Origin of the sequence: Kineosporia sp. A_224 (assembly GCF_002198655.1) — a bacterium.
Taxonomy (GTDB): Bacteria; Actinomycetota; Actinomycetes; order Actinomycetales; family Kineosporiaceae; genus R-H-3.
In genome coordinates this window covers 13,232-38,201 of sequence record NZ_MWLN01000099.1, presented here as the reverse complement: position 1 = coordinate 38,201, position 24,970 = coordinate 13,232, and the positions used below count along the sequence as shown (strand labels likewise).

Annotated in this window: 23 protein-coding genes; 11 read left to right on the top strand and 12 right to left on the bottom strand. The window is 73.6% G+C overall.

Annotated elements, in window-relative coordinates; genetic code table 11:
- The first annotated feature begins 322 nt into the window (after nt 1-322).
- Together EDJALFJO_RS08060 and EDJALFJO_RS08055 are read left to right on the top strand one after the other, a co-directional pair.
- Nucleotides 323-2,671 (top strand): pyruvate dehydrogenase, encoded by a 2,349-nt coding sequence (locus EDJALFJO_RS08060; RefSeq protein WP_088283974.1) that lies wholly within the window; start codon nt 323-325, stop codon nt 2,669-2,671.
- A 106-nt stretch (nt 2,672-2,777) separates the two neighbouring features.
- Nucleotides 2,778-4,259 (top strand): aldehyde dehydrogenase, encoded by a 1,482-nt coding sequence (locus tag EDJALFJO_RS08055; RefSeq protein ID WP_088283972.1) that lies wholly within the window; start codon nt 2,778-2,780, stop codon nt 4,257-4,259.
- 316 nt (nt 4,260-4,575) lie between these two features.
- On the opposite strand, the gene EDJALFJO_RS08050 is transcribed toward EDJALFJO_RS08055, so the two are convergent.
- From EDJALFJO_RS08050 to EDJALFJO_RS08040, 3 genes are all read right to left on the bottom strand, one after another.
- Nucleotides 4,576-5,655: an IS110 family transposase gene (locus EDJALFJO_RS08050; protein WP_088283970.1), complete on the bottom strand. Its 1,080-nt coding sequence runs from the start codon at nt 5,653-5,655 to the stop codon at nt 4,576-4,578.
- A 196-nt stretch (nt 5,656-5,851) separates the two neighbouring features.
- Nucleotides 5,852-6,475: a dihydrofolate reductase family protein gene (locus EDJALFJO_RS08045; protein ID WP_088283968.1), complete on the bottom strand. Its 624-nt coding sequence runs from the start codon at nt 6,473-6,475 to the stop codon at nt 5,852-5,854.
- 231 nt (nt 6,476-6,706) lie between these two features.
- Nucleotides 6,707-8,647: an HNH endonuclease signature motif containing protein gene (locus EDJALFJO_RS08040; protein WP_088283966.1), complete on the bottom strand. Its 1,941-nt coding sequence runs from the start codon at nt 8,645-8,647 to the stop codon at nt 6,707-6,709.
- A gap of 91 nt (nt 8,648-8,738) precedes the next feature.
- Here EDJALFJO_RS08040 and EDJALFJO_RS08035 point away from each other — a divergent pair, with 91 nt between their 5' ends.
- Nucleotides 8,739-9,122 carry a VOC family protein gene (locus EDJALFJO_RS08035; protein ID WP_088283964.1) on the top strand — a complete coding sequence of 128 codons (384 nt, stop codon included), beginning with the start codon at nt 8,739-8,741 and terminating at the stop codon, nt 9,120-9,122.
- On the opposite strand, the gene EDJALFJO_RS08030 is transcribed toward EDJALFJO_RS08035, so the two are convergent.
- Nucleotides 9,109-10,041 carry an IS1595 family transposase gene (locus tag EDJALFJO_RS08030; RefSeq protein ID WP_143448376.1) on the bottom strand — a complete coding sequence of 311 codons (933 nt, stop codon included), beginning with the start codon at nt 10,039-10,041 and terminating at the stop codon, nt 9,109-9,111. The genes EDJALFJO_RS08035 and EDJALFJO_RS08030 overlap by 14 nt on opposite strands.
- 205 nt (nt 10,042-10,246) lie before the next feature.
- On the opposite strand from EDJALFJO_RS08030, the gene EDJALFJO_RS08025 reads away from it, so the two are divergent.
- The 7 genes from EDJALFJO_RS08025 (at nt 10,247) to EDJALFJO_RS07995 (ending at nt 16,962) form a co-directional block, all read left to right on the top strand.
- Nucleotides 10,247-11,122, top strand: coding sequence for a slipin family protein (locus EDJALFJO_RS08025; RefSeq protein ID WP_088283960.1), 876 nt, complete (start codon nt 10,247-10,249; stop codon nt 11,120-11,122).
- 1 nt (nt 11,123) lies between these two features.
- Nucleotides 11,124-11,345: a hypothetical protein gene (locus EDJALFJO_RS08020; RefSeq protein ID WP_088283958.1), complete on the top strand. Its 222-nt coding sequence runs from the start codon at nt 11,124-11,126 to the stop codon at nt 11,343-11,345.
- Nucleotides 11,342-12,427: a glycosyltransferase family 4 protein gene (locus EDJALFJO_RS08015; RefSeq protein WP_088283956.1), complete on the top strand. Its 1,086-nt coding sequence runs from the start codon at nt 11,342-11,344 to the stop codon at nt 12,425-12,427. The genes EDJALFJO_RS08020 and EDJALFJO_RS08015 overlap by 4 nt, the downstream gene beginning before the upstream one ends.
- 195 nt (nt 12,428-12,622) lie before the next feature.
- Nucleotides 12,623-13,888, top strand: coding sequence for a glycosyltransferase (locus EDJALFJO_RS08010; protein ID WP_198950111.1), 1,266 nt, complete (start codon nt 12,623-12,625; stop codon nt 13,886-13,888).
- Nucleotides 13,885-14,934 carry a glycosyltransferase gene (locus EDJALFJO_RS08005; protein ID WP_088284020.1) on the top strand — a complete coding sequence of 350 codons (1,050 nt, stop codon included), beginning with the start codon at nt 13,885-13,887 and terminating at the stop codon, nt 14,932-14,934. The genes EDJALFJO_RS08010 and EDJALFJO_RS08005 overlap by 4 nt, the downstream gene beginning before the upstream one ends.
- Nucleotides 14,931-16,424 (top strand): hypothetical protein, encoded by a 1,494-nt coding sequence (locus EDJALFJO_RS08000; protein ID WP_198950110.1) that lies wholly within the window; start codon nt 14,931-14,933, stop codon nt 16,422-16,424. Before EDJALFJO_RS08005 ends, EDJALFJO_RS08000 begins: the two co-directional genes overlap by 4 nt.
- Before the next feature lie 37 nt (nt 16,425-16,461).
- Nucleotides 16,462-16,962, top strand: a complete 501-nt coding sequence (locus EDJALFJO_RS07995) for a hypothetical protein (protein ID WP_198950109.1) — start codon at nt 16,462-16,464, stop codon at nt 16,960-16,962.
- A 36-nt stretch (nt 16,963-16,998) separates the two neighbouring features.
- Here EDJALFJO_RS07995 and EDJALFJO_RS07990 read toward each other — a convergent pair whose 3' ends face one another.
- From EDJALFJO_RS07990 to EDJALFJO_RS07960, 7 genes are all read right to left on the bottom strand, one after another.
- Nucleotides 16,999-18,228, bottom strand: coding sequence for an NAD(P)/FAD-dependent oxidoreductase (locus EDJALFJO_RS07990; RefSeq protein WP_088283954.1), 1,230 nt, complete (start codon nt 18,226-18,228; stop codon nt 16,999-17,001).
- A gap of 182 nt (nt 18,229-18,410) precedes the next feature.
- A complete protein-coding gene (locus EDJALFJO_RS07985; RefSeq protein ID WP_088283952.1) occupies nt 18,411-18,926 on the bottom strand; it encodes a GNAT family N-acetyltransferase in 516 nt (171 codons plus the stop codon).
- 9 nt (nt 18,927-18,935) lie between these two features.
- Nucleotides 18,936-19,610: a Type 1 glutamine amidotransferase-like domain-containing protein gene (locus EDJALFJO_RS07980; RefSeq protein WP_088283950.1), complete on the bottom strand. Its 675-nt coding sequence runs from the start codon at nt 19,608-19,610 to the stop codon at nt 18,936-18,938.
- Between the two features lie 63 nt (nt 19,611-19,673).
- Nucleotides 19,674-20,453 (bottom strand): class I SAM-dependent methyltransferase, encoded by a 780-nt coding sequence (locus EDJALFJO_RS07975; RefSeq protein ID WP_088283948.1) that lies wholly within the window; start codon nt 20,451-20,453, stop codon nt 19,674-19,676.
- Nucleotides 20,454-20,496: 43 nt separating this feature from the next.
- On the bottom strand, nt 20,497-20,682 hold the full coding sequence (locus EDJALFJO_RS07970; protein ID WP_143448375.1) for a hypothetical protein: 186 nt from the start codon (nt 20,680-20,682) through the stop codon (nt 20,497-20,499).
- A gap of 213 nt (nt 20,683-20,895) precedes the next feature.
- Nucleotides 20,896-22,449, bottom strand: a complete 1,554-nt coding sequence (locus tag EDJALFJO_RS07965) for a long-chain fatty acid--CoA ligase (protein WP_088283944.1) — start codon at nt 22,447-22,449, stop codon at nt 20,896-20,898.
- A 53-nt stretch (nt 22,450-22,502) separates the two neighbouring features.
- Nucleotides 22,503-23,297: an SDR family NAD(P)-dependent oxidoreductase gene (locus EDJALFJO_RS07960; RefSeq protein ID WP_088283942.1), complete on the bottom strand. Its 795-nt coding sequence runs from the start codon at nt 23,295-23,297 to the stop codon at nt 22,503-22,505.
- Between the two features lie 130 nt (nt 23,298-23,427).
- Between EDJALFJO_RS07960 and EDJALFJO_RS07955 the strand changes: the two genes are divergently transcribed.
- Nucleotides 23,428-24,099: a TetR/AcrR family transcriptional regulator gene (locus EDJALFJO_RS07955; protein ID WP_088283940.1), complete on the top strand. Its 672-nt coding sequence runs from the start codon at nt 23,428-23,430 to the stop codon at nt 24,097-24,099.
- Here the strand turns inward: EDJALFJO_RS07955 and EDJALFJO_RS07950 are convergent.
- A complete protein-coding gene (locus EDJALFJO_RS07950) occupies nt 24,066-24,935 on the bottom strand; it encodes a class I SAM-dependent methyltransferase (RefSeq protein ID WP_088284014.1) in 870 nt (289 codons plus the stop codon). The genes EDJALFJO_RS07955 and EDJALFJO_RS07950 overlap by 34 nt on opposite strands.
- Between the last annotated feature and the right edge of the window lie 35 nt (nt 24,936-24,970).

Here is a 24,970-nt window from a genome sequence, read left to right as displayed (position 1 = left end):
TCCTGCACCGGTGACCCTCCTGCACCGGTGACCCTCCTGCACCGGTGACCCTCCTGCATCGGTGACCCTCCTGCACCGCCGTCCCCGACCCTCTCCGGAAGGACCCGCCATGCTCCGCCCTGCCCTCAAGGTGCTCCTCGCGCTCGCCGTCGTCGCCGCCCTGGGCCTGCTCGCCCACGTCACCGTGCAGGGCGTCATCGCGCTCCACACCCCGTGACGCGTCTCGTTCTGCGATCGCCGCGGGCCACGATCCGCGCTCTCCTGGGACGGCGGTGCAAACTGCTCCGCGGAAGGCACACCTGCCCGGGGAGCGAGGACGCCGATGACGCAGACCGACCCTGACCGGCTCGCTGACCGGTCCGGCGGGCAGACCGTGGACGTCGACCTGCTCCGCCGCATCTCCCGGCGGGTGCTCTGGCTCGCGACCGCGATCGTCGACGCCGCGAACCGGCGCAAGGACCCGACCGGGGTCAAGGTCGGCGGCCACCAGGCGTCGTCCGCGTCGATGGTCGACATCATGGTCGCGCTCTGGTTCTCGGAGCTGACCCGGTTCGACCGGGTCTCGGTGAAGCCGCACGCCTCACCCGTCCTGCACGCGGTGAACCACCTCCTCGGCGATCTCGACGCCTCCTGGCTCCCGACGCTGCGCACCGCGAAGGGCCTGCAGTCGTACCCGAGCCGCACGAAGGACCCGGGCACCGTCGACTTCTCGACGGGGTCGGTCGGGATCGGGGCGACGGCGGCGCTGTGGGCGGCGATGGCGCACCGCTACGTCCGCTCGCACGTGCCGACGGCGCCGGAGGCCGGGCGGTTCGTCAGCCTGCTCGGGGACGCCGAGCTCGACGAGGGCGCGATCTGGGAGGCCGTCGCCGACCCGGCCGTCGCGAGCCTCGGCGAGCTGCTCTGGGTCGTCGACCTCAACCGCCAGTCGCTCGACCGGGTCGTCCCCGACATCCAGATCGAGCGGCTGCAGGGGATGTTCGCGGCCGCCGGCTGGCAGGTCGTCACGCTCAAGTGGGGCCGGGTCGTCAGCGCGCTCTTCGAGAAGCCGGGCGGAGCGGAGCTGCGGCGCCGGTTGGAGGCGATGCCCAACGAGGAGTACCAGCGGATCCTGCGGGTCGACACCTCCGAGGTCGTCGAGCGGCTGCTCGCCGGCGGCGGGTCGGCGGACCTGCGCGCGCTGCTCGGGTCGCTGTCGCCCGCGCACCTCGCGTCCGCCGTCCGCGACCTCGGGGGCCACGACCTCGGGCTGCTCGTCGACACCTTCCGCGAGGTCGACACCCACCGGCCCACCGTCGTCTTCGCCTACACGGTCAAGGGCCGCGGGCTGCCGACCGAGGGCCACCCGAACAACCACTCGGTGCTCCTCAACGAGGCGCAGCTCAGCGCCCTGGCCGACGCCTGCGGCGCCGCGGCCGACGACCCGTTCGCGCCCTTCCCGCCGGGCAGCCCGGACGCGCTCCTGTGCGCCGCGCGCGGCCGGGCGCTGCGCCGGGAGCCGGTGACGCCGTCCGGGCACGTCGACGTGCCGACCTCGCTCGGGCGGCCGCACCGCTCGGTGCTCTCCACCCAGGCCACGCTCGGGCGGCTGCTCGCGGACCTCGTCCGGGACGCCCCGGCGACCGCGGCCCGGGTCGTCACGTGCAGCCCGGACGTCGCGTCCTCGACGAACCTCGGCGGCTGGATCAACAAGACCGGTGTCTGGGCCGTGCGCGAGCGGCGGGACTGGTTCGCGGACGACGCGGAGCGGGTGCTGCGTTGGGCGGAGGTGCCGACCGGGCAGCACATCGAGCTCGGCATCGCGGAGGTCAACCTCGTCGGGCTGCTCGGTGAGCTCGGGGCGACGTGGTCGCGCTGGGGCGAGCGGCTCATCCCCGTCGCGACGCTCTACGACCCGTTCGTCTCGCGCGCCCTCGAACCGTGGTCGTTCGGGATCTACGCGGGCGGCCAGTCGATCCTCGTGGGGACGCCGTCCGGCGTGACGCTCGCCCCGGAGGGCGGCGCGCACCAGAGCATCACGACGCCGTCGATCGGGCTCGAGCAGCCGGGCTGCGTCGCCTGGGAGCCCGCGTTCGGGCAGGACCTCGAGTGGTGCTTCCTCCACGCGATGTCGCGGGTCGGCGTCCCGGGCGGGACGTCGGCGTACTTCCGGCTCTCGACCCGGCCGGTCGACCCGGCGCTCGCCCGGCTGCCCGACGACCCGGCGCTCCTCGAACGGCGGCGCCGGCAGGCGGTCGCCGGCGGCTACCGGCTGAGTGCGCACGACCCGGCGGCGGACGACGTCACGCTCGTCGGCGTCGGCGCGGTCACGCCCGAGGTGCTCGCCGCCGCGGACACCCTGGCGACCGCCGGTGTCACGGCCGGGGTCGTCTGCCTCACGAGCGCCGATCTCGTCTTCCGGTCGTTCCAGCAGCGGGGCAGCCGCGCGGCGGGCACCGGGTCGGCGGTCTGCGACCTTCTGCTGCCGGCCGCGCACCCGGCGCCGCTCGTCACGGTGCTCGACGGGCACCCGCACACGCTGGCATTCCTCGCCGGGGTGCGCGGAGACCGGATCCGCTGCCTCGGCGTCACCGACTTCGGCCGGTCGAGCAGCGTCCAGGACGCGTACCGGCTGCACGGGATCGACGCAGTCTCCGTCGCCGAGGCGGCGCTCGACCTGCTCGGGCGCTGAGCGCCGTCCCTTCCGATGCACCCGTTCTGCCGCACCCGTTCCGCTGCATCCGTTCTGCCGCTAGCGTTCCGCCGCAACCGCGACGACTCGACGACGAGGAGCCCGCATGTCCGCCGACACCCCGCTCGAACGGTTCGGACTGTTCATCGACGGCGAGGTCGTGGACGCCGCGTCGGGCCGGACGTTCGAGTCCCTCGACCCGTACGCGGGCCGGCCATGGGCGGTGCTCGCGGACGGCGGCCCGGCGGACGTCGACCGCGCGGTCGCGTCGGCGCGTGCGGCGTTCGAGGGCCCGTGGGGCCGGATGACGGGCTTCGACCGGGCCGCGGTGCTGCGCGGGCTCGGCGACGCGATCACCGCGAACGCCGAGCGGCTCGCGCTGCTCGAGGTGCGCGACTCGGGCAAGCTCCTGCGCGAGATGCTCGGCCAGCTGCGGAGCCTCGGCACCTGGTACTCGTACTTCGCCGGGCTCGCCGACAAGCTCGAGGGCCGGACCGTGCCGCCGGTCAACCCGGCCTACTTCGGGTACACGGTGCGCGAGCCGGTCGGGGTCGTCGCGGCGATCACGCCGTGGAACTCCCCGCTCATGCTCCTCACGTGGAAGCTCGCACCGTTGCTCGCCGCGGGGTGCACGTGCGTCGTCAAGCCGTCCGAGCACTCGCCGGCGTCGACGGTGGCGTTCGCCCAGGTGCTCCACGAGGCGGGGCTTCCTGCGGGTGTGCTCAACGTCGTCACCGGCTGGGACCGCTCGACGGGTGAGGCGCTCGCGGCGCACCGGGGCGTCGACAAGGTCGCGTTCACAGGGTCGACGGCGACCGGGGTCAAGGTCGCGCAGGCCGCCGTCGCGAACGTCAACCGGGTGACGCTCGAGCTCGGGGGAAAGAGCGCCCAGGTGGTGTTCCCCGACGCCGACCTCGACGCCGCCGCGAACGGCCTCGTCGCGGGCGTCTTCGCCGCGACCGGCCAGACCTGCATGGCCGGGTCCCGGCTCGTCGTCCACGAGAGCGTCAAGGACGCGCTCCTCGAGAAGGTCGTCGCCCGCGCCGAGTCGATCCGGCTCGGCGACCCGACGCAGCCGGAGACCGAGATGGGCCCGGTCGCGAACCGCCCGCAGTACGAGAAGGTCCTCGGCTACCTCGACGGTGCCCGCTCCGAGGGCGCGACGATCGCCTGCGGCGGCGGGCCGGACGCCGACCTCGGCGGCCTGTTCGTCCGCCCGACGGTCGTCGTCGCAGATCCCGGCGCGACGGTGGTGCGCGAGGAGGTGTTCGGCCCGGTGCTCGCCGCGTACACCTTCACCGACGAGGCACAGGCGCTGGCGCTCGCCAACGACACCCCGTACGGCCTCGCCGGTGCGGTCTGGACCAAGGACGTGCACCGCGCCCACCGGGTCGCCGCCGGGCTGCGCGCCGGCACGGTCTGGGTCAACGCCTACCGGGTCGTCGCGCCGAACATGCCCTTCGGCGGCTACGGCCTGTCGGGCATCGGCCGGGAGAACGGTGTGACGGCGGTCGACGAGTACCTCGAGGCGAAATCGGTGTTCGTCGAGCTCACCGGCGGTACGCGCGACCCGTTCCAGCTGGGCTGATATGTAGGTCTGGCTTGTCAAGTGGCATGGCGAGGCGCCGCCGGGTGGTTGTCCGGCGGCGCCTCGCTTTCTGTGGCCCGTGTCGGTGGGTTCGGCGTGCGCAGCGTGTCGTGTCGACGGCGCGGTCGATGCTGATATTCGCGGGTTGGTTACCGCAGGGCGGTGTTCGGCGGGAGCTGGTTCGCGGGTCTGAGGTCGAGCGTGCCCTGCCCGGTGGGTGCCGGGTGGGGTGCTCACAGCCCAAGCGCGGGTGTGCTCCTCGCGTTGCGCGCAGCCGTTGCCGTGGCGACTCGGGATCTTGTGGTGTGCCGGTCTGTCAGGTGAGGGTGGCCAGGGACCAGCACCAGCCGGCGAGCTCCCTGGCGATGGCGGTGTTGGCGACGGTGTGGGGCTTGCTCCGGGCCGCGAGCTGGGTCCAGCGGTGATGCAGCCGCTGGTTTCCTTCGTGGCCCCGGGCGCGGGCGGCGGGTGGGGCGTCGTCCCAGCGTCGGCGCATGGTGGCGCCGGCGACGTAGCGGGCCTTGTGGTGCCAGGCGGCCTCGATGAGCAGCCTGCGGGCGTGGCTGTTGCCGGTCTTGGTGATGCCGCCCTGGCGGCGGGATCCGCCGCTGGAGTGTTCGGTGGGGACCAGCCCGAGGTAGGCGCCGATGCTGGCGCCGGTGAACCTGGTCCAGTCGCCGACCTCGACCGCGAGAGCGAACCCGGTCAGGGTGGAAACCCCGCGCAGGCAGCAGATGCGTTGCACGACCGGGGTGAACTCGCTGTCGGCGGCCAGTTGCCCGATCATCTGCTCGAGCCGGTCGCGGCGGGCGACGGCGAACCCGACGGCTTCCAGGTCGGCCTCGTACGCGGCCCGGGTTGCGGGCTGGTCGAAGCGGATGCTGCGCAGCCACCGGTCGTGCTTGCCGGTCCAGGCGTTCCCGCCGTAGTAGACGTGCCCATGGCGAAGCAGCAGCTTGGAGACCCGGTGCCGGGCCCGCAGCAGGTCGACCCGGGTGTCCTCGCGGGCCCGGACCAGGTCCCGGGCTGCTTCCTCGGTGACCGTCGGGACCCGTACCGGGGTGATCTCGTCCATCCGCAGCAGTCGGGCCAGCAGCAGCGCGTCCCGGGCATCGGTCTTCACCCGGTCCCCGGCCGCCCGCCGGACCTTCGAGGGCGCGGCGACCTCGCAACGGATCCCCGCGGCGCGGATCGTGCGGGCCAGCCCGTACCCGGTCGGGCCGGCCTCGTAGACCACTGCGACCGGGCCGGGTCGGCGGGCCAACCACTCCAGGACCAGGTCCGGGACCGGGACCAGTCGTTCCTTGACGAGCTCACCGGTCAAGCCGTCGATCGCGGCGGCCGAGATCGATCGTGCGTGCACGTCCAGGCCAACACTCGTACGCTCGATGAACACCGGGGCCTCCCACGCATGTCGGATAGGCCGGGCAGCGACCACTGCCCGGCAACCCACGAAGTTGCGTGAGCGAGGCCCCGGCCCGCAACCGCCACCTACACGGCGGTCACCCCATACGGTCTGAGCGCATCCCTTCCGCCGAGGGTCTCGTGAGAGCTGGTCCTCGTGCCGATCGCCGAGCTGGTCGTCGTGCCGATCAGCGCTCGGGCGCGGTCATGTCGCCGGTGGCGGGAGTGCCCTCGGCGCGGCCGTAGCGGAGCAGCACGACGCCGTTCCGGCTCGCCACCGGCGCGTCGAGGAGCTTGACGTTCGTCGGCACCGCGCCGCCGTCGAACACCTTCTTGCCGACGCCGAGCACGATGGGATGCAGCCAGAGGTCGAGCCGGTCGAACAGCTGCTCACGCAGCAGGGTCTGCACGAGGTCGAGGCTGCCCACGACCTTGACCTGCTCGTGCCGGTCCCGGATCTCGCGGACGGCCGCCGGCAGGTCCGCTCCGAGCTGCGAGGACCCCGCCCACGACAGGTCGGCCGTGCCGCGGGACGCCACGTACTTCGGGACCCTGTTGAAGAGCGCGGCGATCGAGTCCTCCGCGCCGCTCTGGTGCGGCCAGTACGCGGCGAAGATGTCGTAGGTCCGGCGGCCGAGCAGGAGCGCGTCCGTGCCCTCGTACGCGGCCGCGACCTGCGCGCCCGACAGATCGTTCATGAGTGGCGCCTGCCAGCCACCGAACGCGAACCCGTCCGGGTCCTCGTCGGGACCGCCCGGCGCCTGCCCGACGAGGTCGAGGGTGGCGAAAAGCTCGATGTCGATGTGTCCCATGTCCCCGGCTCCTTCGTGGATGGCGATGTCCGTGCCCGGCTGAGACTTACAGATGACGGCAGACTCATCGACACCGACGCAGGGACTCCGCGACCCGGAGGGAAGCAGGTCGGGAACGCGCTGATCGGGAACGCGCAGATCAGGAACGCGCAGATCAGGAACGCGCAGATCAGGAACCGCGGTCCCGGCACCGGCGGGCCCGGCCGCAAGCAGACCCGGAGCGGAGTCGGCCTAGAACGGAGGTGGGTCCTCGACCGAACGAGCCGACCGCGGTCGACCGACGCCGGCGGCCGGCACCACAGCGTGCGGCATCAGGGCGTGCGGCAGCGGCGTGTGGGGGAGTGCGGTGTAGGCGCGTCCGGTGCGGGTGGTCCAGGTGGTGGTGCCGGGTGGGTCGGCGGGGTCGTGGCGTTGTTCCGGCACGAGGAGTCCGGCGGTCTTGAGTCGATGGCACGGTCTGCAGAGCGGTCTCACGGTGCATGAGCATGTGGCTCCGCCCTGTGCGTAGGGCGTCGCATGATCGAGATCGCAGCGCCACGAGGGCTTCTCGCAGTGCGGCGCGGTGCACGTCGGGAACGCGTGCTCGATGAGCAGCTTCAACCGTTCGCTCGCGACGTACCCGGGCGTGAACGTGTTCTTCCCGACCCCCAGCACCGTGCCGTGCTCGCCATCGACGACCAGACACCGGAACACACCGTTCTTCGCGAGGTCGCGGATCGCATCCGCCGGGATCGGCCCGTACCCCTGGAGCGTGCCGGGGTCGTTGACCAGGCCCATCAGGGTCTCGGCGGAGACGGTGACGTTGACGGCGACCTGGACGTCGGGCCAGGTGGTGGTGAACCACTCGGGCACTGTCTGCTCGTCGGTGCTTCCGGCACTGGCCGTGGTGTCGATGGCGGCCGCGCCGGCGGCCGCGTTGCTGGTCGCGCCGGTCGCGCTGGTCTGGCCGGTCTGGCCGGTCTGGCCGGTCTGGCCGGTGACCACCGAGCCGGGCGCCGCAGTGGTCGAGCCGTCGGGGACGCACCCGGGCGGGACCGGCAGGATGTCAGCGGGGACCGGGAGGTAGCCGCTGGTGCAGCCGGTGACGAACAGGTCGTGGCGGAGCTGGTCCAGGGTCCGTGGGTCGCCGTGTTGCCTGAGGTAACGGGCGGCGGCGTCCAGGCCGTTGTACGCGGCGGTGACCGCCTCACCCGGCCCGACCGCGGTGAACAGGGCGGCACCGTCGTCGGTGGTCTGGATGCTCACCCGGCGGCCCCTGCGCAGCCGCTTGCGGCGCTTGGCCTCCGCGTCCGCATCCACCGCCAGGACCGCGGCAGTCAGCGCGGTGTCGAACCGGCGAGTGCCCCCGTCCAGCACCGCGGGTGTCGCGTACACCAGCCGCTCGACGGCCTGCGCGGCGTCGACGGTCAGCGCCCGGGTCCGGGACACGACCATCCGCAACCGCGGCCAGTCGAGCCGGCCCTGCTCCAGGACCTGCGCCGTCAGCGGCAACCGCTGGTCGATGACGAGCGCGGTCGCGGCGTCGACCAGGGCGGCGGCCCTGCCCTGGGTGATCCCGGCCGCGACCGCGAGCTCGAGCGCGACCGACCCGTCGACCAGGGCGTCCTGGTCGTCCGTCAGCAGCCGCCCTGACCGGGTCCGGCGCGGCAACGACGGGGTACGCCCGGTGAACGCCCGGACGACCTTCGCCGCAAGAGCGACCTGCAGCCACAGCGCATGGTTCTCCACCCGCCGCGCCGCCGCGAACCCCGAGATCGCACCGTCTTCCAGCTCGTCGACGAACCCCTCCACAGCGGCCTGCTCCGGCGTCCACGCCGCCGCCCCGTCGAGGACCTCCAGCGCCGCCGCGAACGACCCGAGACCCGGCGCACCGTCGAGGACGGCCCGCCGCTCGACCACGTCCCGCCGATCATCGGCAACGACCAGCGCGGACAACCGGGCGAGGTCGGCATCCCAGTCCCGCCGCGCCGCACCAGGATCCGCCCACCAGTCGTCGACCAACCGGGCCGCCCGCTCAGCGGCCAGGACGCGCTGCAGCTCCTCGCCCCCAACCGGGCACTCCAGCAGATCCGCTGCGGTCCAGCGGATCTCCTCACCGAACGGGTCCACCGGCAGCTCGGCGAGGCCGGCGTCACCGACTCCGACCGCGCACTGCGACACCCGCTCGACCATGATCCGAGACTATCGCGATCCTGATCATTTGTCGAACGTATGTTCGAATCTACAGTGACTGAAGTCAGCAGCTCGTACGAGGAGGCACGCGATGACCAGCAGGTTCACCGACCTCGCGGTCGACTGCGCCGACCCCCGCCGCCTGGCCCGGTTCTGGTGCGCGGTGCTCGGCTACGAGATCCAGGAGGACGACGGCGGCGTCGTCACGATCGGCGCCCCGGCGCCGCACGGAGGCGCAGCACCGACGCTGACCTTCGCGCACGTCCCCGAGCCCAAGACCCTCAAGAACCGGCTCCACGTCGACCTCACCCCGACGGACGCCGATCAGGCGCACGAGGTCCGTCGCCTGCTCGACCTCGGCGCCCGGCCCGTCGACGTCGGCCAGGGCGACGCGTCCTGGGTCGTCCTCGCCGACCCGGAGGGCAACGAGTTCTGCGTGCTCGGCGGACGGCGCGACGCGCCTACCGCTCCCTAGGACGCCGCCCGCCGTTCACGGCCTGCTCCATGAGCCGGAAGAAGAGCAGTCCCCTCGAGACCGCCGTCCGTCGGCCGGACCGGAACATGAACTCGTCGAGGTAGCCCTGCAGGTGCCGTTCGCGGACGCCGTACCGCATCCCCGCGATCATCCAGCGGTTGAGCTGCAGGGCGACCTGCCGCGGCCCCGGAAGGATGCGGCCGGCAGCCGGCTCCTCGAACCCGGGGACGCACGTCTGCTCGAACCCCATGAGCGCGAGCCGGCGGAACTTCGGCGAGCCGTCGGTCGCGACCGTCGCGCCCGGCTCGGCGACGCGGGCCGCGAAGTGCAGCGCCTCGAGCGTGCCCGGGTGACGGGTGGTCTCCAGCCGCACCCGGCCGAGCCGCCGCGGCCCGAGCCGTTCGACGGCGATCATCACCGGCACCTCGAGCGTCGTCGCGCCGGGCAGGTCGCGGGTCACCCCGCCGAGGAACGCCTCACCGACCTCGACCTGCTCGACGCCGGTACCGCCGAGGAGCTCACCGTCCGGAAGGACCATCGCGCGGCGCATCAGGTGCAGCCACGACCACGCGGTCTCGTACGACGCGAGACCGAGGTGCTGCTGGAGCGCTGCGGCCGTCATCCCCTCCTTCGAGGAGGTGACGAACCAGATCGCGTCGAACCACGTCGTCAGCGGCGACCGCGAGCGGTGGAACAGCGTCCCGGACGTCACCGACGTCTTGCGCGAGCAGGCGGCGCACATCCACAGCCCGGCCCCGGTCCGCCAGTACTCGCGACCCGAGCACGCCGGGCAGACGAACCCGTCGGGCCAGCGCAGCCGCGCCAGGTACTCGATGCACGCGTCGTCGTCCGGGAACCACTGACGCAGCTGCGCGGCCGTCGACGGGTGGTCGACCCCGGCGACCGGCTCCGAGACCATGTCGATCACCGTACTGCAGGCAACCGACCACCGGGACTGCTGTTCGACGCCGGCGCAGCGGCCCGGGCGACAGGCCCCGGCCCCGGTTCGCACCCGGGGCGTAGGGTGAAGGTGTCACTCAGGACCTCGGTGACGGAGGCGCCGCAGCTGCGGCCGCTCCCCCGTGCGTCGCGAACCGTCCGCCCCGCGGACGTGAGGACTCGTCATGGTCGTTCCCGTCGTTCTCGGCATCATTGTCGTGGTCGCGCTGCTGCTTCTCGCAGCGAGCGTGCGCATGGTCCAGCAGTACGAGCGCGGGGTGGTCCTGCGCTTCGGCAAGCTGCAGCCCGGCCTGCGCGAACCCGGCCTGCAGCTCATCGTCCCGATCGCCGACAAGCTCACGAAGGTCTCCATGCAGACCGTCGTCATGGGCATCCCGGCGCAGGGCGCCATCACGCGCGACAACGTCACCCTCACCGTGGACGCCGTCGTCTACTTCCGGGTCATCGACCCGGTGAAGGCGATCATCAACGTCCAGAACTACCCGATGGCCGTCTCGCAGGTCTCGCAGACCTCGCTGCGCGCGGTGATCGGCCGCGTCGACCTCGACACCCTCCTGTCGGACCGCGAGGGCATCAACGCCGAGCTCAAGGCCGTCATCGACGCCCCGACCGAGGGCCCGTGGGGGCTCCACATCGAGCGCGTCGAGGTCAAGGATGTCGCCCTGCCCGAGGGCATGAAGCGCTCGATGTCCCGCCAGGCCGAGGCCGAGCGGGAGCGTCGCGCCCGGGTCATCGCGGCGGACGGCGAGTTCCAGGCCTCGACCAAGCTCGCCCAGGCGGCCCGCGCGATGGGCGACACCCCCGGTGCGCTCCAGCTCCGGCTGCTGCAGACCGTCGTCGACGTCGCCGCCGAGAAGAACAGCACGCTCGTCATGCCGTTCCCGGTCGAGCTGCTCCGCTTCTTCGACCGGGCCAGTGAGGTGCCGCCGCTCACGACCGACGCCGTCGAGCCGCTCGGTGTCGTGATCCCGGACGTCGTCCCCGACCTGGCCCGCGACACCGCCGACAACGGGCGCACCGCCCCGGCGGGGAAGGCCTGACGTGACGGCACCGCGGACGTACGAGACCCAGGACCGGCACCTGGTCCTGCGCGGCGGCGACCTCGACGGACGACGCTGGGTCGGGGTGATCGGCGTCGGCCACCGGGTCGTCGTCGGCCCCGGGCCGTGGCAGGCGTCGCACGTGTACGTCGTCACCGACGAGCAGGTCCCGGACGAGACCGGCACGCTCGAGAACGTCGCCGTCCCGGCCTCCTTCACGTGAGGGTCGCGGTGCTCGCGCCGGTCGCCTGGCGCAGCCCGCCCGAGCACTACGGCCCCTGGGAGCAGGTCGCGAGCCTGCTCGCGGAAGGCCTTGTCGCACAAGGGGTCGACGTCACGCTGTTCGCGACGCTCGACTCCCTGACGAGCGCCGCGCTCGACGGCGTCGTGCCGCACGGCTACGCCCAGGACCCGGCCCTCGACGGCCGGGTCCAGGAGGCGCTGCACGTGGCGCACGCCTTCGGCCGGGCGCGGGAGTTCGACGTCGTGCACAGCCACCTCGACTGGCTCCCGCTCGCCTTCGAGCGGCTGTGCGCGGCGCCGCTCGTCACGACGGTGCACGGTTTCGGCGGGCCGGCGATCCTGCCCGCTTACAGGGCGTCCCGGTCCGCGCTCGTCTCGATCTCCGACTCCGACCGGCACCCGGACCTCGACTACGCGGCGACCGTGCACCACGGGGTCGACGAGACCCTGCTCCCGTTCGCCGCCGCCGGCGGCGAGGACCTCGTGGTCCTCGGCCGGATCCACCCCGACAAGGGCACGGGCGAGGCGGTGCGGATCGCGCGCGCCGCCGGGCGCCGGCTCGTCGTCGCGGGGATCGTCCACGACGACAGGTACTTCCGCGAGGAGGTCGAGCCGTACGTCGACGGCGACCGCGTCCGGTACCTGGGGTCGGTCGGCCCGCAGCAGCGCGCCGACATCCTCGGCGCCGCCGCGGCGCTGCTGCACCCGATCGACTTCGAGGAGCCGTTCGGGCTCTCGGTCGTCGAGGCGATGATGTGCGGCACCCCCGTCGTCGCCTACCGACGCGGCTCGATGCCCGAGGTCGTCGACGAGGGGGTCACCGGGTTCGTCGTGGCGGACGCCGCGGCGGCGGTCGCGGCCGTCGAGCGTGCCGTCCGGCTCGACCGGCAGGCGGTCCGCGACCGCGCCGCGGCCCGGTTCGGCGCCGACCGGATGGTCACCGACTACCTCGCGGTCTACGCGAAGATCCTTGGGACGCAAGGCCTCCCCGGCACCGCAGCGACGCCGTCCGCGCCGGGCATGCCGCACGTCACATCAGCGGGGGCGTCCCGTCGTGACTGATAGCCTGCGGGTCTCGGCGGTCTTCCTCATGACGAGCGGGCCCGGGGCGCAGCACGCGCCTGACGTGCCTGCTGGGACGCCGGTCGCACTCGCGTCACCCGGGTCTCCCCCGGTGAACCGCAGTCGGCATCATGGCGGTCCCTTCGCGGGCCGCGCAGGGCCCGCGCAGGCCCTGCCCCGGGCCTGGAGGCTCGCATGACCCGTCCGACGTCCCACCTCGTCCGCGACCACGCCACCGGTGCCAGGGTGTCGTCCGCACCCTCGGGCCGCCGGCCGCGGGTCGCCATGGTCAGCACCTTCCCGCCCACCCAGTGCGGCCTCGCGACGTTCGCGCAGGCCCTGGCCGGCGGGTTCGACGACGTCGGTGCCGACGTCGACGTCGTCCGCGTCGTCGGTGCGGACCAGAAGCGGATCCGGGGCGTCGCCGGCAACTGGGTGACCGACCCGGCGACCACGCCGTGGCCGACCGACCCGGCCGGCTCGGCCGCCACGGCCCGCGTCCTCAACGGCTACGACGTCGTGATCCTCCAGCACGAGTACGGCATCTTCGGCGGGCCGGACGGCGAGCACGTCCTCGGTCTGCTGCGCCGGCTCGACGTGCCGGTCGTCACCGTGCTGCACACGGTGCTCAGCCGGCCGACGTCCCGCCAGCACCGCATCCTCAGCCAGGTCATCCGCGAGTCCGCCGCCGTCGTGACGATGACCCGGACCGCCCGCGACCGCGCCGTGCACACCTACGGCGCCTCCCAGGCGCGTGTGGCCGTCATCCCGCACGGTGCCGCCGAGGACCTCGTCGTCCAGCGCGCACCGCAGCCGTCGACGCCGTTCGGCGGCGGCGCCCCCGTCGTCCTCACGTGGGGCCTGCTCGGCCGCGGCAAGGGCATCGAGTGGGGGATCCGGGCGATGGCCGCCCTCGAGGACCTCGTCCCGGCGCCCGTGTACCTCGTCGCCGGCCGGACCCACCCGCGCCTGCCGCACGCGGACGGCGAGGGCTACCGCGACGAGCTCGTCGCGCTCGCGGCGGACCTCGGGGTCTCGGCGTCCGTCGCCTTCGACGACCGGTACCTCGACGCCCAGGCGCTCCACGGGCTGGTCCGCAGCGCCGACGTCGTCCTGCTGCCGTACGACTCGGTCGAGCAGGTCACCTCGGGCGTCCTCACCGAGGCCGTCGCCGCCGGCAAGCCGGTGATCTCCACCCGCTTCCCGCACGCCCTCGAGCTGCTCGGCGACGGCACCGGGCTGCTCGTCGAGCGGGCCGACCCGGCCGGCATCGCGCACGCGCTGCGCCAGGTGCTCACCGACGCCGACCTCGCGGCCGACATGGCCCGGAAGGCGCACGGCCTCGCGGCCGGGCTCACCTGGCGGGCCGTGGCGACCGAGTACCTCGCCGTCTGCGCGTGGGCCGGCCGGCCCGCCTCGCACCGGGCCCCGCGCACCCGCGACCGGGTCGCTGCCGGATGACCCGCACCGAGCCTCTCTTCAGCCACGTCCTCGCGCTCACCGACGGGGTGGGCATCTTCGAGCACGCCCGGCTGCGGCTGCCGCGCGTCGAGCACGGCTACTGCGTGGACGACGTCGCGCGCGCCCTCGTCGCGGTCTGCCGGGACGAGCCCTCGGCGGCCGACCGGTCGCAGGGGCGCGTCCTCGAGCCCGCGGTGATGGCCGGCCTCGCCGACGTCTACCTGGACTTCCTCGAGAGCGCACAGGCCCCCGACGGCGCCGTCGTCAACCGGCGCGACGCCCACGGGACCCCGCACGGACCGGCCACCGTCGAGGACTGCTGGGGCCGGGCCGTCTGGGCCTTCGGCACCGCCGCGGCGCGCAGCCGCGACCTGACCCGAGCGGACCGGGCCGCCGCGGCCTTCAGGCGCAGCGCCGTCCGGCGCTCACCATGGCCGCGCTCGATGGCTTTCGCCGGCCTCGGCGCCGCCGAGATGATGCGGGTGGACCCGGGCGACGAGGTCGCGCGGGCGCTCCTGCACGACGCGGCCGCCGCGGTCGGCCCGTTCCGGGGCGACCGGGAGTGGCCGTGGCCCGAGCAGCGCCTCACGTACGCGAACGCCGTCCTCGCGGACGTCGTCCTCGCCGCCGGCGACACCCTCAACGACAGCGAGCTCGTCGACGACGGGCTCGAGATGCTCGACTGGCTCCTCACGCTGCAGCACCCGGGCGAGCACCTGTCGCCGACACCGGCGGCGGGCTGGGCGACCGGCGAGGAGCGGCCCGGCTTCGACCAGCAGCCGATCGAGGCGTCCACCCTGGCCGACGCCTGCGCCCGGGCGTTCGAGCTCACCGGCGACGCGCGGTGGTCGGCCGCGGTCGACCTCTGCGCGGCGTGGTTCTTCGGCCGCAACGACGCCGGGACGTCGCTCTACGACGTCGGCTCCGGCGGCTGCTGCGACGGCCTGGAACGCCACGGCCGCAACGAGAACCAGGGCGCGGAGTCGACGCTCGCGCTCGTCACGACCCTGCAGCACTCGGCCCGGCTCGCGGCGGTGCGGTCGTGACCGCCCACACCACCCAGACGGCGCTGCTGCGCCGCACCGGTGTCATGGTGACCCGCGACCCGCGCCGGGTCGCCGCGGCGCTGTTCCTGCCCGGCCAGGAGCCCAGCGCCCCCGGCAGCTCTCGGGCGGCCGGGCTCGTGGAGCGGTGCAGCCTGCTGTCCGACGACGAGGTCGACGCGACGCTGGCCGACGTCCGCGCCGGCTACGCGGGCCGGCACACCGACCTCGATGCCGTGCTGCGCAACAACTTCGCCGCGATCGCGCACCGGGTACCGGAGGTCGCCGACCTCTCGGCCGACCGGCGCCTGCTCATCGGCGCCTACTTCACGCGCGAGATCGCCGTCGAGGCGGCCGCGCTGTTCAACCCGTCGATCGTGCCGCACCCGGTGCAGAGCGCGGCGTCCGACGGGCTGCGGTTCGTCATGAGCGCGCGGGCGGTCAGCGAAGGGCACCTGTCGACGATCGTGTTCCGCTCCGGGACGTTCGCGCCGTCCGAGGGCCCGGGCGGGCTGCGGCTCGAGGACGCCTCCCGGTTCGTCAGCCTGGGCGCCCGGCGGGACGCACCGCTGGGTCGGGAACGCCTGCGGCTCCAGGCGCAGGCCGACGGCGCGGACCCCGAGACCCTCGACTACGTCCTGTCGAACCTGCCGGACGGCGTCGACCTCGCGGCGCTCGACGCGGCCACGCACGCCCTGCGCCAGGAGGCACTGACCCGCATCGACATCGACGCGACGATCGAGATGCTGCGCCGCACCGTCGCGTCGTCGTACGAGGTGATCTTCGACCCGGCGTCGAAGGTGTGCGAGCGGACGCTCTTCCCCGAGGCGGACAGCGAGAGCCACGGCATGGAGGACGCGCGGTTCACCCGGCTCGTCGCGGACGACGGCACGGCGACGTACGCCGCGACGTACACCGCGTTCGACGGGTCGCACGTCGGGTCGCGCCGGCTCGACACCGACGACTTCCGGACGTTCCGCTCCTCGCCGCTCACCGGCGTCGCCGCGGAGAACAAGGGGATGGCACTCTTCCCGCGGCAGGTCGGGGGCCGCTACCTGGCCCTGTCCCGGTGGGACCGGGAGAACAACGCGGTCGCGAGCTCGGCCGACGGGTACCACTGGGACGACGTCGCCGGGCTGCAGACCCCGGAGCAGCGCTGGGAGCTCACCCAGCTCGGCAACTGCGGCCCGCCGCTGGAGACCGAGATCGGCTGGGTCGTGCTCACGCACGGCGTCGGCCCGATGCGCGCCTACGCGATGGGCGCCCTGCTCCTCGACCTCGACGAGCCGACGAAGGTCATCGGCCGGCTCACCGAGCCGCTCCTCGAGCCGCGCGGCGCCGAGCGCGACGGGTACGTCCCGAACGTCGTGTACTCGTGCGGCGCGCTCATCCACGAGCAGAAGCTGCTGCTGCCGTACGGCTGCAGCGACACGAGCATCCGGTTCGGCGTCGTCGACGTCCCACGGCTGCTCGAGCGGCTGGTGTCGGGCTGACCGCCCGGCGCCGTCCGCCCCACGACAGGAGAGGCTCTTGACCGAAGGTCGCAACGGCAACGCACGCCCCGGGCAGCCGGGGACCGCCGGGCTGTCCTCGCCCTTCACGCACCATGCGCCGGCCGACGGCAAGGCCGCCGAGCCGCTCGACCTGACCCGGGTCGAGGACGTCGTCCGGGTCGAGAAGCCCTGGGGGCACGAGGAGATCTTCGGTGTCCTCGAGGGCCGCTACGTCGGCAAGACCCTGCACATCAAGGCAGGCGCCGCGCTCTCGCTGCAGCGGCACGAGGTCAAGGACGAGACCCTCGCGGTCCGCACCGGCCGGGTTGTCGTCGAGCACGGGACCGATCCGGGCCGGCTCGAGTCGCTGACCCTCGAGCCCGGGCAGCAGGTGCTCGTCCGGGCCGGTGTGGTCCACCGGATCACGGCGGTCGTCGACAGCGACGTGCTCGAGGTGTCGACGGCGTGGCCGGGCTGGCGCACCGATATCGTCCGGCTCGGGGACGCCTACGGCCGCGAGGGCACCACGGCGCAGTAGTCCGGGGGCGCAGCGGTCCGGAGCAGCGTCCCGGGGTCACCCCCCGAGCAGCGAGTCCAGCGGCCGGTCCGGGTCGGCGAGCGCGGTGACGTCGACCGGGCCGCCGTCCCGCACCAGCGCCTCGATCGCGTCGGCGACGTCCCAGACGTTGACGTTCATCCCGGCGAGGACGCGGCCGCCGCCGACCCAGAAGGCGACGAACTCGCCGCTCTCCCGTTCGCCGCGGAAGACCACCTCGTCGTAGCCGCCCGGCTCGACGTACCCGGTGTACTCCATGCCCAGGTCGTACTGGTCGGTGAAGAAGTACGGGATCCGGTCGTAGGCCTCGTCGCGGCCGAGCATCGCGCGGGCGGCGGTCCGCGGCTGGTGCCGCGCGTTCGCCCAGTGCTCGACGCGGATGTGCTTGCCGAGCACCGGGTGGAAGGCGTTCGCGACGTCGCCGGCGGCGAAGACGTCGGGGTCGGAGGAGCGCAGGTGCTCGTCGGCCGTGATGCCGTTGTCGACGGCGAGGCCCGCCGCCTGCGCCAGCCGGACGTTCGGCGTGATCCCCGCGCCGACGACGACGGCGTCCGCGGGGACGTGCGTGCCGTCGCCGAGCCGCACACCGGTGACGTGGTGCTCGTCCCCGGTGAGCTCCGCGACCGACACCCCGAGCCGCAGGTCGACGCCGTGCGCGCGGTGCAGGTCGGCGAAGACCTGCGCCACCTCCGGCCCGAGCACGCGCAGCAGCGGCAGGTCGGCCATCTCGAGGACGGTGACCTCCACGCCGGCCTCACGGGCGGCCGCTGTCGTCTCCAGCCCGATCCAGCCGGCGCCGACGACGGCGATCCGGGACGACGCCGCGATCGTCTCCTTGAGCCGGTCGCTGTCGGCCAGCGTGCGCAGGGAGAGGACGCCGTCCAGGTGGGCGCCGTCGACCGGCAGCGGCCGCGGCGCCGAGCCCGTCGTCAGCAGGAGCTTGTCGTAGGGCAGCTCCTGCCCGCCGACGAGGACGACGCGGTGCGCCTGCCGGTCGATCCGCTCGACCCGGGTCGCGAGCCGGAGCTCCACCCCGGCGTCCGCGTACCACTGAGGCGGGTTGACGAAGGCGGAGTCGCGCTCGTCCTTGCCCATGAGGTAGCCCTTGGACAGCGGCGGACGCTCGTACGGCGCCTCCGGCTCGTCGCCGACGAGCGTGAGCGGCCCGTCGAACCCCTCCTCGCGCAACGTCTTCGCGGCGTTGGCACCGGCCATGCCGGCCCCGACGATGACGATGGGACCGGCCATGGGGGCCTCCTGCTGACGTGCTGCCGGGCGGACGTCGTCACGCTAGCCGCGCGCTCCGATCCGGCCAGTCGGCCGTGCCCCGGGTCAGGCCCGGGGGAGCCGCGCGAGGAAGGCGAGCAGCAGCTCGGTGAGCAGGCCGGCCGCGGCGGGGTCGTACGCACGAAGGACTCGCGGCCTGCTGGTCATGGACCCTCGCCCGACGAGTCGGGGTCTGCCCTGTCGGTCAGCTCGAGCGCAAGCACGTTCTCGCCCCACATCACGCGGCCGGTATCGGTGAAGCCGTACCGCAGGTAGAAGGCGCGCGGCGAGCCGGGACCGTCGGCGCAGCTCGTGCAGAGGACGTCGGCGCCCGGTCGGGTCGCGAGGTACGCGACGAGCTCGTCGATCGTGCCCGCGCCGTACCCGCGGCGCTGGTGGTCCCTGTCCACGAACAGCTTCCAGAGGAAGTAGGGGCCGACGAGGTCGTCGTCGATCGGCTCGGGGATGTTGTCGCTGATCATCGTGAAACCGACCAGCTCGCCGGACTCCGCGTCGTGGACGGCCCACTGCCGCGGCATCGCGCGCCGCTCCTCCTCGGCCTCGACGAAGATGCTCTCGATCGTGTCGAGGTACCGGTCCTGACCGGGACCGAGGCGCAGCCCGAGCACCGAGGCGCGGTCCTCCTCGGTGACCAGCTCACGCAGACGCACCCGCGTCATGTCGTCCTCCTACCCGGGCAGGTGCGTCCACTGCCCTTCCGAGACCACCCGGACCGTGCCGTCGACCACCTCGATGGCGGTCTCGTCGTCGATGACGTACTTCGGCCCCGGGATGCTCGCGGCCCACTCCTGCGCCTCGGCCATGGAGTTGCCCGGCATGCCGTCCGGGGCCAGGTGCGGGCAGATCGCGAAGTCGACGAGGCCCAGCGTCGTGTCGTCGGGGCCGGTCGGCGGCGTCCACTGGACGAAGTCCTGGCCGATCCGCGGGGTCATGACCATGCTCCCGGCGCTCAGACCGACCCAGACCGTGCGGTCCAGCGACGGCAGCAGGTCCGCGAGGCCGGACTCCCGCATCCAGTGGCACAGGTAGAGCGCGTCGCCGCCGGCCACGAGGAGCGCGTCGGTCTCCCGGACGAGCGGCACCCAGCGCTCCTCGTCGATGCTCGGCAGAGCGGTGAGCTCGAGGACGCCGACCGACGCCCAGCCGAGGTCGACCATCGGGTTGTCGGAGGTGCCGCTGATGAACTGCCAGGGCCGGACGCCGGGTCCGACCATCGGGTGCCCGTACTGCGCGGTGGGGATGCAGAGCGCCGTCGACTCCTCGATCGGCTTGCCCAGCAGGCCGACGAGGGCGTCGCGGATGCCGGCGTTCTTCACGCCCGCGGAGGTGAGGAGGAGCTTCATGATGCCTTCCCGGCTCGGACGGACCGCACGTGTCTCAGTCTGGACCCCTGACCGACGAGGAACTCATCGCCGGGCCAGCACGTATGCCGCGACGGTGGGCACATGGACCACGGCGCCGGTCTCGAGCGCACTCGTCCGGCGCCGCAGCGCCTCCCGGACGTCGTCGCGGGCCGTCGCGTCGAGGTCCAGGTACGGCTGGGCCATCGCGGCGACGATCCCCGGCCACAGGTCGTCCCAGGAGATCGCCCAGCTCCAGGTGAGCTCACGGGACCGGAGCGGGTGCAGCCCGGACCGCTGCGCCAGGGACGCCAGGCCGTCGACAGTGCGCTCGAAGTCCACCTCGGCCGGGCGCTTGCGCCTCGGCGCCGGCAGCCCCGCGTGCCGGAAGGCCTCCTCGATCAACGCGATGTGCGTCGTGCGCTCGCTGACCCAGGCGGTGAGGGCGACCAGACCGCCCGGGCGGACCACCCGGGTGAGCTCCTCGGTGGCGGCACGAGGGTCGGGCAGGTTGTTGACGACGAAGTTGGCGACCACGGCGTCGAAGGCGCCGTCCCCCAGCCCCGACCGCGGCAGGGCCGAGCGGACCCAGTCGACCTGCAGCCCGTCGCACACCTGCCGCCCCACGCTCAGCATCTGCTCGTCCGGGTCGACGGCCGTCACGGCCCACCCGCGCGCCGCGGCTGCCCGCGCCAGGGTCCCGGTCCCGCTCCCGGCGTCCAGCAGCCGTCCGGACGCCGCCGTCCCGAGGTCGGCCACGACGGTGTCCACGGTGCCGGCGCACAGCCGGGCCCACGACCGCTGGTACGTCCGGGCGAACGCGCGTCGTTGCCGGGAGCCTGTCACCCGGCGAGGGTAGCCGCGCCGGCCCGTGCCCGGCCGGAGACGTCTAGCCTTCCGCCGACTGCCGCCGCTCGGGTCCCGTCGTCCGCTCCCAGCCGCACCCCCAGCAGCGGGCGCGCTCGATCGTCACCTCGCGCAGCCGCGGGTCGAACGCGACGACGGTCCTCGGCTCGACGTGCGCACCGCACTCGGGACAGCTCAGGCGCGGCGGTCTGTCGGAACCGGTGGGCATGTCGGGCACTCCTCGGGTGACGAGCCGACCCCGGGGCCCTGGACGTCTTCTACGCACGGACCGTTCTTCGCCGTCGAGCCTGTCAGCGGTGGGGCGACGGTGCTGCGGTCCTGTCCTTCTTACCCTGTCGAGGATGCTCGATCCCAGCCGTTCGGCGGACGGCGGGTCGGGTGTTCGGCGGACGGCCCCCGTGGGACGGCGGCCGGTCCGGCGTCATGCGCCGGGCAGCAACCGGCCCTTGATCTCGGTCTTGAGCACCTTGCCGACCTTGGACCGCGGCAGGTCCGGCCAGACCTCGACCTGCTTGGGCGCCTTGACGCCGCCGAGCCGCTCGCGGGCGAACGCCCGCAGGTCGTCGGGGGAGGCCTCGGAACCCGGCCGCAGCTGGACGACGGCCGTCACCCGCTCGCCCCACTTCTCGTCGGGCAGCCCGACGACGGCGCAGTCCTGCACCGCGGGGTGCGCCATGAGCGCCTGCTCGACCTCGGTCGAGTACACGTTGAAGCCGCCGGTGATGACCATGTCCTTGGCCCGGTCGACGATGAAGAGGTAGTCGTCGGCGTCGAGGTAGCCGACGTCGCCCGTGTGGTGCCAGCCGTGCGCCGACGCCGCAGCGGTCGCCGCCGGGTCGCGGTGGTAGCCGCGCATGACGAGCGAGCCGCGGACGACGATCTCGCCGGTCGCGCCACGAGGCAGCAGTGCGCCGTCCGGGTCCATGATCGCGACCCGCACGAGCGGCGTGGGGCGGCCGGCGGAGGCGAGGCGCTCGCGGGCGACGGAGCCGTCGGGGCGGAAGTGGTCGCGGGGCGCCATGGTCGAGATCATCATCGGCGCCTCGGTCTGGCCGAAGAGCTGGGCCATGACCGGGCCGATCCGGGTGAGCGCCTCCTCGAGCCGCGCGACCGACATCGGCGCCGCGCCGTACCAGAAGCACTGCAGCGACGACAGGTCGGTCGTGTCGAGGCGCTCGTGGGCAAGCACCATGTAGATCAGCGTCGGGGGGAGGAACGTGTGCGTCACGCCATGCGTCTCGACGAGCCCGAGGAAGCCGCCGACGTCCGGCGCGCGCATGACGACGACCTCGCCGCCGAGCGCCGTGACGGGGAAGCACAGGACGCCGGCCGCATGGGTCAGCGGCGCGAGCGCCAGGTACACGGGCGGGCCCTCGAACGGGTAGCTCATGAGCGTGAGCGCCGTCATCGTCTCGATGTTCCGGCCGGTGAGCTCGACGCCCTTCGGGCGGCCCGTCGTCCCGCCGGTCCCGACGATCATGACGAGGTCGTCGAGGGCCGGCTCGTCGACCGGGCCGACGCCGTCGCCGAGGGCGAGGAAGTCGTTCCACGACAGCGCCTCTGACGACAGTGCGTCCGGCGCCTCGGCGTCCAGGCACACCAGCGTGGACAGCCCGGGCAGGTCGTCGCGGATCGCGGCCACGAGCGGCGCGAACGCCGGCTGGAACAGCAGCACGGTGCAGCCGAACAGGTCGAGCAGCTCCCGGTTCTCGGCCGCTTCGTTGCGCGGGTTCACCGGGCACCAGACCGCGCCGGCGCGGCTGATCCCGAAGACGCACGTGAACGACGTCGGGTCGTTCGCGGAGAGGATCGCGACGCGGTCCCCGGGCCGGACCCCGCGCGCCACGAGGGCCGCCGCGATGCGGGAGCTGAGCTCCCGCACCGCGGCGTACGAGCGGGACTCGCCGTCCGTCGTGAGGCACGGCCGCTCCGGGCCGAGGTCGGCCCCCTTGTCGAGGTAGTCGACGAGCCGCACTCAGTCCTCCTCGGTCCCCGACCGTGACGACCGGGCCCTGCGCGCGGGCGAGGTCACATCCCCATCCCGCCGTCGACCGGGAGACCGACGCCGTTGACGAACCGGGCGGCGTCCGACGCGAGGAACACGACGGCGTCCGCCATGTCCGAGACCTCGCCGAGACGCCCGGACGGCGTGAGCCCGACGACCGCGGTGACGGCCTCCTGCGGGGAGGCGAAGAGGCCGATCTCGGCGACGTCGTTCGCGAGGCCCGCACCCATCGCCGTCGGCACGAGGCCCGGGCAGATGCAGTTGACCCGGACGCCGTACCCGAGCTTGCCGGACTCCATGGCCGCGACCCGGGTCAGCCGGTCGACGCCGGACTTCGTCGCCGAGTAGACCGAGATGCCGGGGAAGGCGATCGTCGCGGCGACCGAGGCGACGTTGACGACGACGCCGCCGGCACCGGCCGCGCCGCCGGGCCGCATCGCCCGGAACGCGTGCTTGATGCCGAGCGCCGTGCCGAGCAGGTTCACCTCGAGCTGGCGGCGGGCGGCGTCCGCGTCCAGGTCGACGAGCAGGCTCGTGATCTCGATCCCGGCGTTGTTGACGAGGATGTCGAGGCCGCCCAGCCGGGCCACGGCCTCGGCGACCGCGGACTCCCAGTTCGCGTCGTCCGTGACGTCGAGGTGGACGAACGTGTGGCCCTCGCCGAGGCCTTCGGCGACCTTGGCGCCCGCGTCGTCCTGGACGTCGGCGACGGCGACGGTGGCGCCCGCGGCGGCGAGGGCCCGGGCCATCCCCTCGCCGAGGCCCTGGGCGCCGCCGGTGACGAGCGCCCTGCGCCCGGTGAGATCGAGACCAGTCATGGGAGCTCCGTTGCTCTCGGTCGGGTGGTGGCGCCCATCACACCTGTCGCCCTGACACTGGTCAAGAGGTCTCTTGACATTCGTCCGGAGAAATCTTGACGACTGTCCAGACCCGGTCCGGGCGCCTAGCATGAGCCGCGTGGGAGCGACCGAGGCGCCGCGGCGGCGCGCTGCGCGCCCCGTCGACAAGTTCGACGAGCGGCGGGCCCAGCTCGCCGAGTCCGCGCTGCAGACGCTCGGCAGCCTCGGGTACGCCCGGACGAGCCTGCGGGAGATCGCGAACAACTCCCCGTTCAGCCACGGCGTCGTCCACTACTACTTCCAGGACAAGCTCGAGCTCGTCGTCTACAGCGTCCGGTACTACAAGGCCCGGTGCGTGACCCGGTACGACGGCGTCGTCGCCGACTCGACGTCGGCCGCCGAGCTCGTCGACCGCTTCGCCGACCGGCTCGCGGAGACGATCCGCGACGAGGCCCCGATGCACCGGCTCTGGTACGACCTGCGCACCCAGAGCATGTTCGAGACGTCGTTGCGCGAGGCCGTCACCCAGATCGACGCGACGCTCCAGGACATGATCTGGCGGGTCGTCAGCCGGTACGCCGAGCTCGCCGGCCGGACGCCCTCGCTCCCGTCGGCGGTCGTCTACGGGATGCTCGACGGGCTCTTCCAGCAGGCGCTGCTGGCGTACGGCGACGACCCCGAGCAGACCCTGGCCGCCCTCGTGACGCAGGTCCACGCCGTCATGCCGACGTTCCTCGGCGGTCCGGTTCAGGCGGCCGCGGGAGCCCGGCCGACCGTGTAGCGGACCTGCTGGGTCAGCGCCGCGTCGCCGTCACCGGTGCGGACGCCGTCCAGGATCGCCGCGGCCTGCTCGCGCAGCCCTGCCCCGGCGTCCGCCGGGACCTGGTCCCACATGGCCCGCTGGCCGTGCGACTGCGACCACGTCACCCAGGCGTCGACGTCCGCGAACCGGACGACGACGTCGGCGTGCGTCGTCGTCACCCCGTCGAGGCCCGCGCCGATGAGGAGCCCCTCGACGCCGGCGTCGCTCGCGAACGGGCCGGACTCCCCGCTCGTGCGGGCGTCGAGCATCATCGGCGGCAGGTACGGCGTGAAGAGGTCGTCGAGACGGCGCCACGCGTCGTCCCGCCCGGCGAAGGTCGAGATGCCGAGCCGGCCGCCCGGTCGCAGCAGCGCCGTCCACGCGGCGAGGGCCTCGGCGGGCCGCGGCAGGAAGAAGACGACGAGCGAGGCGACCACGACGTCCGCCTCGCCGGCCGGGAGCGAGGGGGCCGAGGCGTCCATGACGGACAGCTCGACGTTCGTCAGGCCCAGCTCCGCCACGCGCTCGGCCGCGAGCGCGACCATCCGTGGCGACAGGTCGGCGCCGACGACCCGGCCGTCCGGCCCGACCGCCGTCGCGAGCGGGACGAGCGCCGCCCCGCGCCCGCACCCGAGGTCGACCACGTGCTCGCCCGGCTGCGGTGCGACCGCGGCGACGAGGCCCTCCGCGATCGGCACGAACCAGGGGACGCCGACGCTCTCGTAGGTGTGCGCCACCCGGTCGAAGAGGGCGGCGACGCGGGCGCTGGGGCTGGGCGGCGGCGTGCGCGGCGGCGCGGGCTTGGGGGTGGTCATCCGCACAGGGTGCACCCTTGCGGGACGATCCGGTA

Excerpts from the sequence above, each read along its gene's own strand:
- EDJALFJO_RS08030 (WP_143448376.1), bottom strand. The coding sequence starts at position 10,041 with ATGGTCTCGGAGCCGGTCGCCGGGGTCGACCACCCGTCGACGGCCGCG.
- EDJALFJO_RS08005 (WP_088284020.1), top strand. The coding sequence starts at position 13,885 with ATGACCCGCACCGAGCCTCTCTTCAGCCACGTCCTCGCGCTCACCGAC.
- EDJALFJO_RS07960 (WP_088283942.1), bottom strand. The coding sequence starts at position 23,297 with ATGACTGGTCTCGATCTCACCGGGCGCAGGGCGCTCGTCACCGGCGGC.
- EDJALFJO_RS08010 (WP_198950111.1), top strand. The coding sequence starts at position 12,623 with ATGACCCGTCCGACGTCCCACCTCGTCCGCGACCACGCCACCGGTGCC.
- EDJALFJO_RS08060 (WP_088283974.1), top strand. The coding sequence starts at position 323 with ATGACGCAGACCGACCCTGACCGGCTCGCTGACCGGTCCGGCGGGCAG.
- EDJALFJO_RS08045 (WP_088283968.1), bottom strand. The coding sequence starts at position 6,475 with ATGGGACACATCGACATCGAGCTTTTCGCCACCCTCGACCTCGTCGGG.
- EDJALFJO_RS07950 (WP_088284014.1), bottom strand. The coding sequence starts at position 24,935 with ATGACCACCCCCAAGCCCGCGCCGCCGCGCACGCCGCCGCCCAGCCCC.
- EDJALFJO_RS07985 (WP_088283952.1), bottom strand. The coding sequence starts at position 18,926 with ATGACGCGGGTGCGTCTGCGTGAGCTGGTCACCGAGGAGGACCGCGCC.
- EDJALFJO_RS08035 (WP_088283964.1), top strand. The coding sequence starts at position 8,739 with ATGACCAGCAGGTTCACCGACCTCGCGGTCGACTGCGCCGACCCCCGC.
- EDJALFJO_RS08055 (WP_088283972.1), top strand. The coding sequence starts at position 2,778 with ATGTCCGCCGACACCCCGCTCGAACGGTTCGGACTGTTCATCGACGGC.
- EDJALFJO_RS08025 (WP_088283960.1), top strand. The coding sequence starts at position 10,247 with ATGGTCGTTCCCGTCGTTCTCGGCATCATTGTCGTGGTCGCGCTGCTG.
- EDJALFJO_RS07970 (WP_143448375.1), bottom strand. The coding sequence starts at position 20,682 with ATGCCCACCGGTTCCGACAGACCGCCGCGCCTGAGCTGTCCCGAGTGC.
- EDJALFJO_RS07955 (WP_088283940.1), top strand. The coding sequence starts at position 23,428 with ATGAGCCGCGTGGGAGCGACCGAGGCGCCGCGGCGGCGCGCTGCGCGC.
- EDJALFJO_RS07990 (WP_088283954.1), bottom strand. The coding sequence starts at position 18,228 with ATGGCCGGTCCCATCGTCATCGTCGGGGCCGGCATGGCCGGTGCCAAC.
- EDJALFJO_RS08040 (WP_088283966.1), bottom strand. The coding sequence starts at position 8,647 with ATGGTCGAGCGGGTGTCGCAGTGCGCGGTCGGAGTCGGTGACGCCGGC.
- EDJALFJO_RS07980 (WP_088283950.1), bottom strand. The coding sequence starts at position 19,610 with ATGAAGCTCCTCCTCACCTCCGCGGGCGTGAAGAACGCCGGCATCCGC.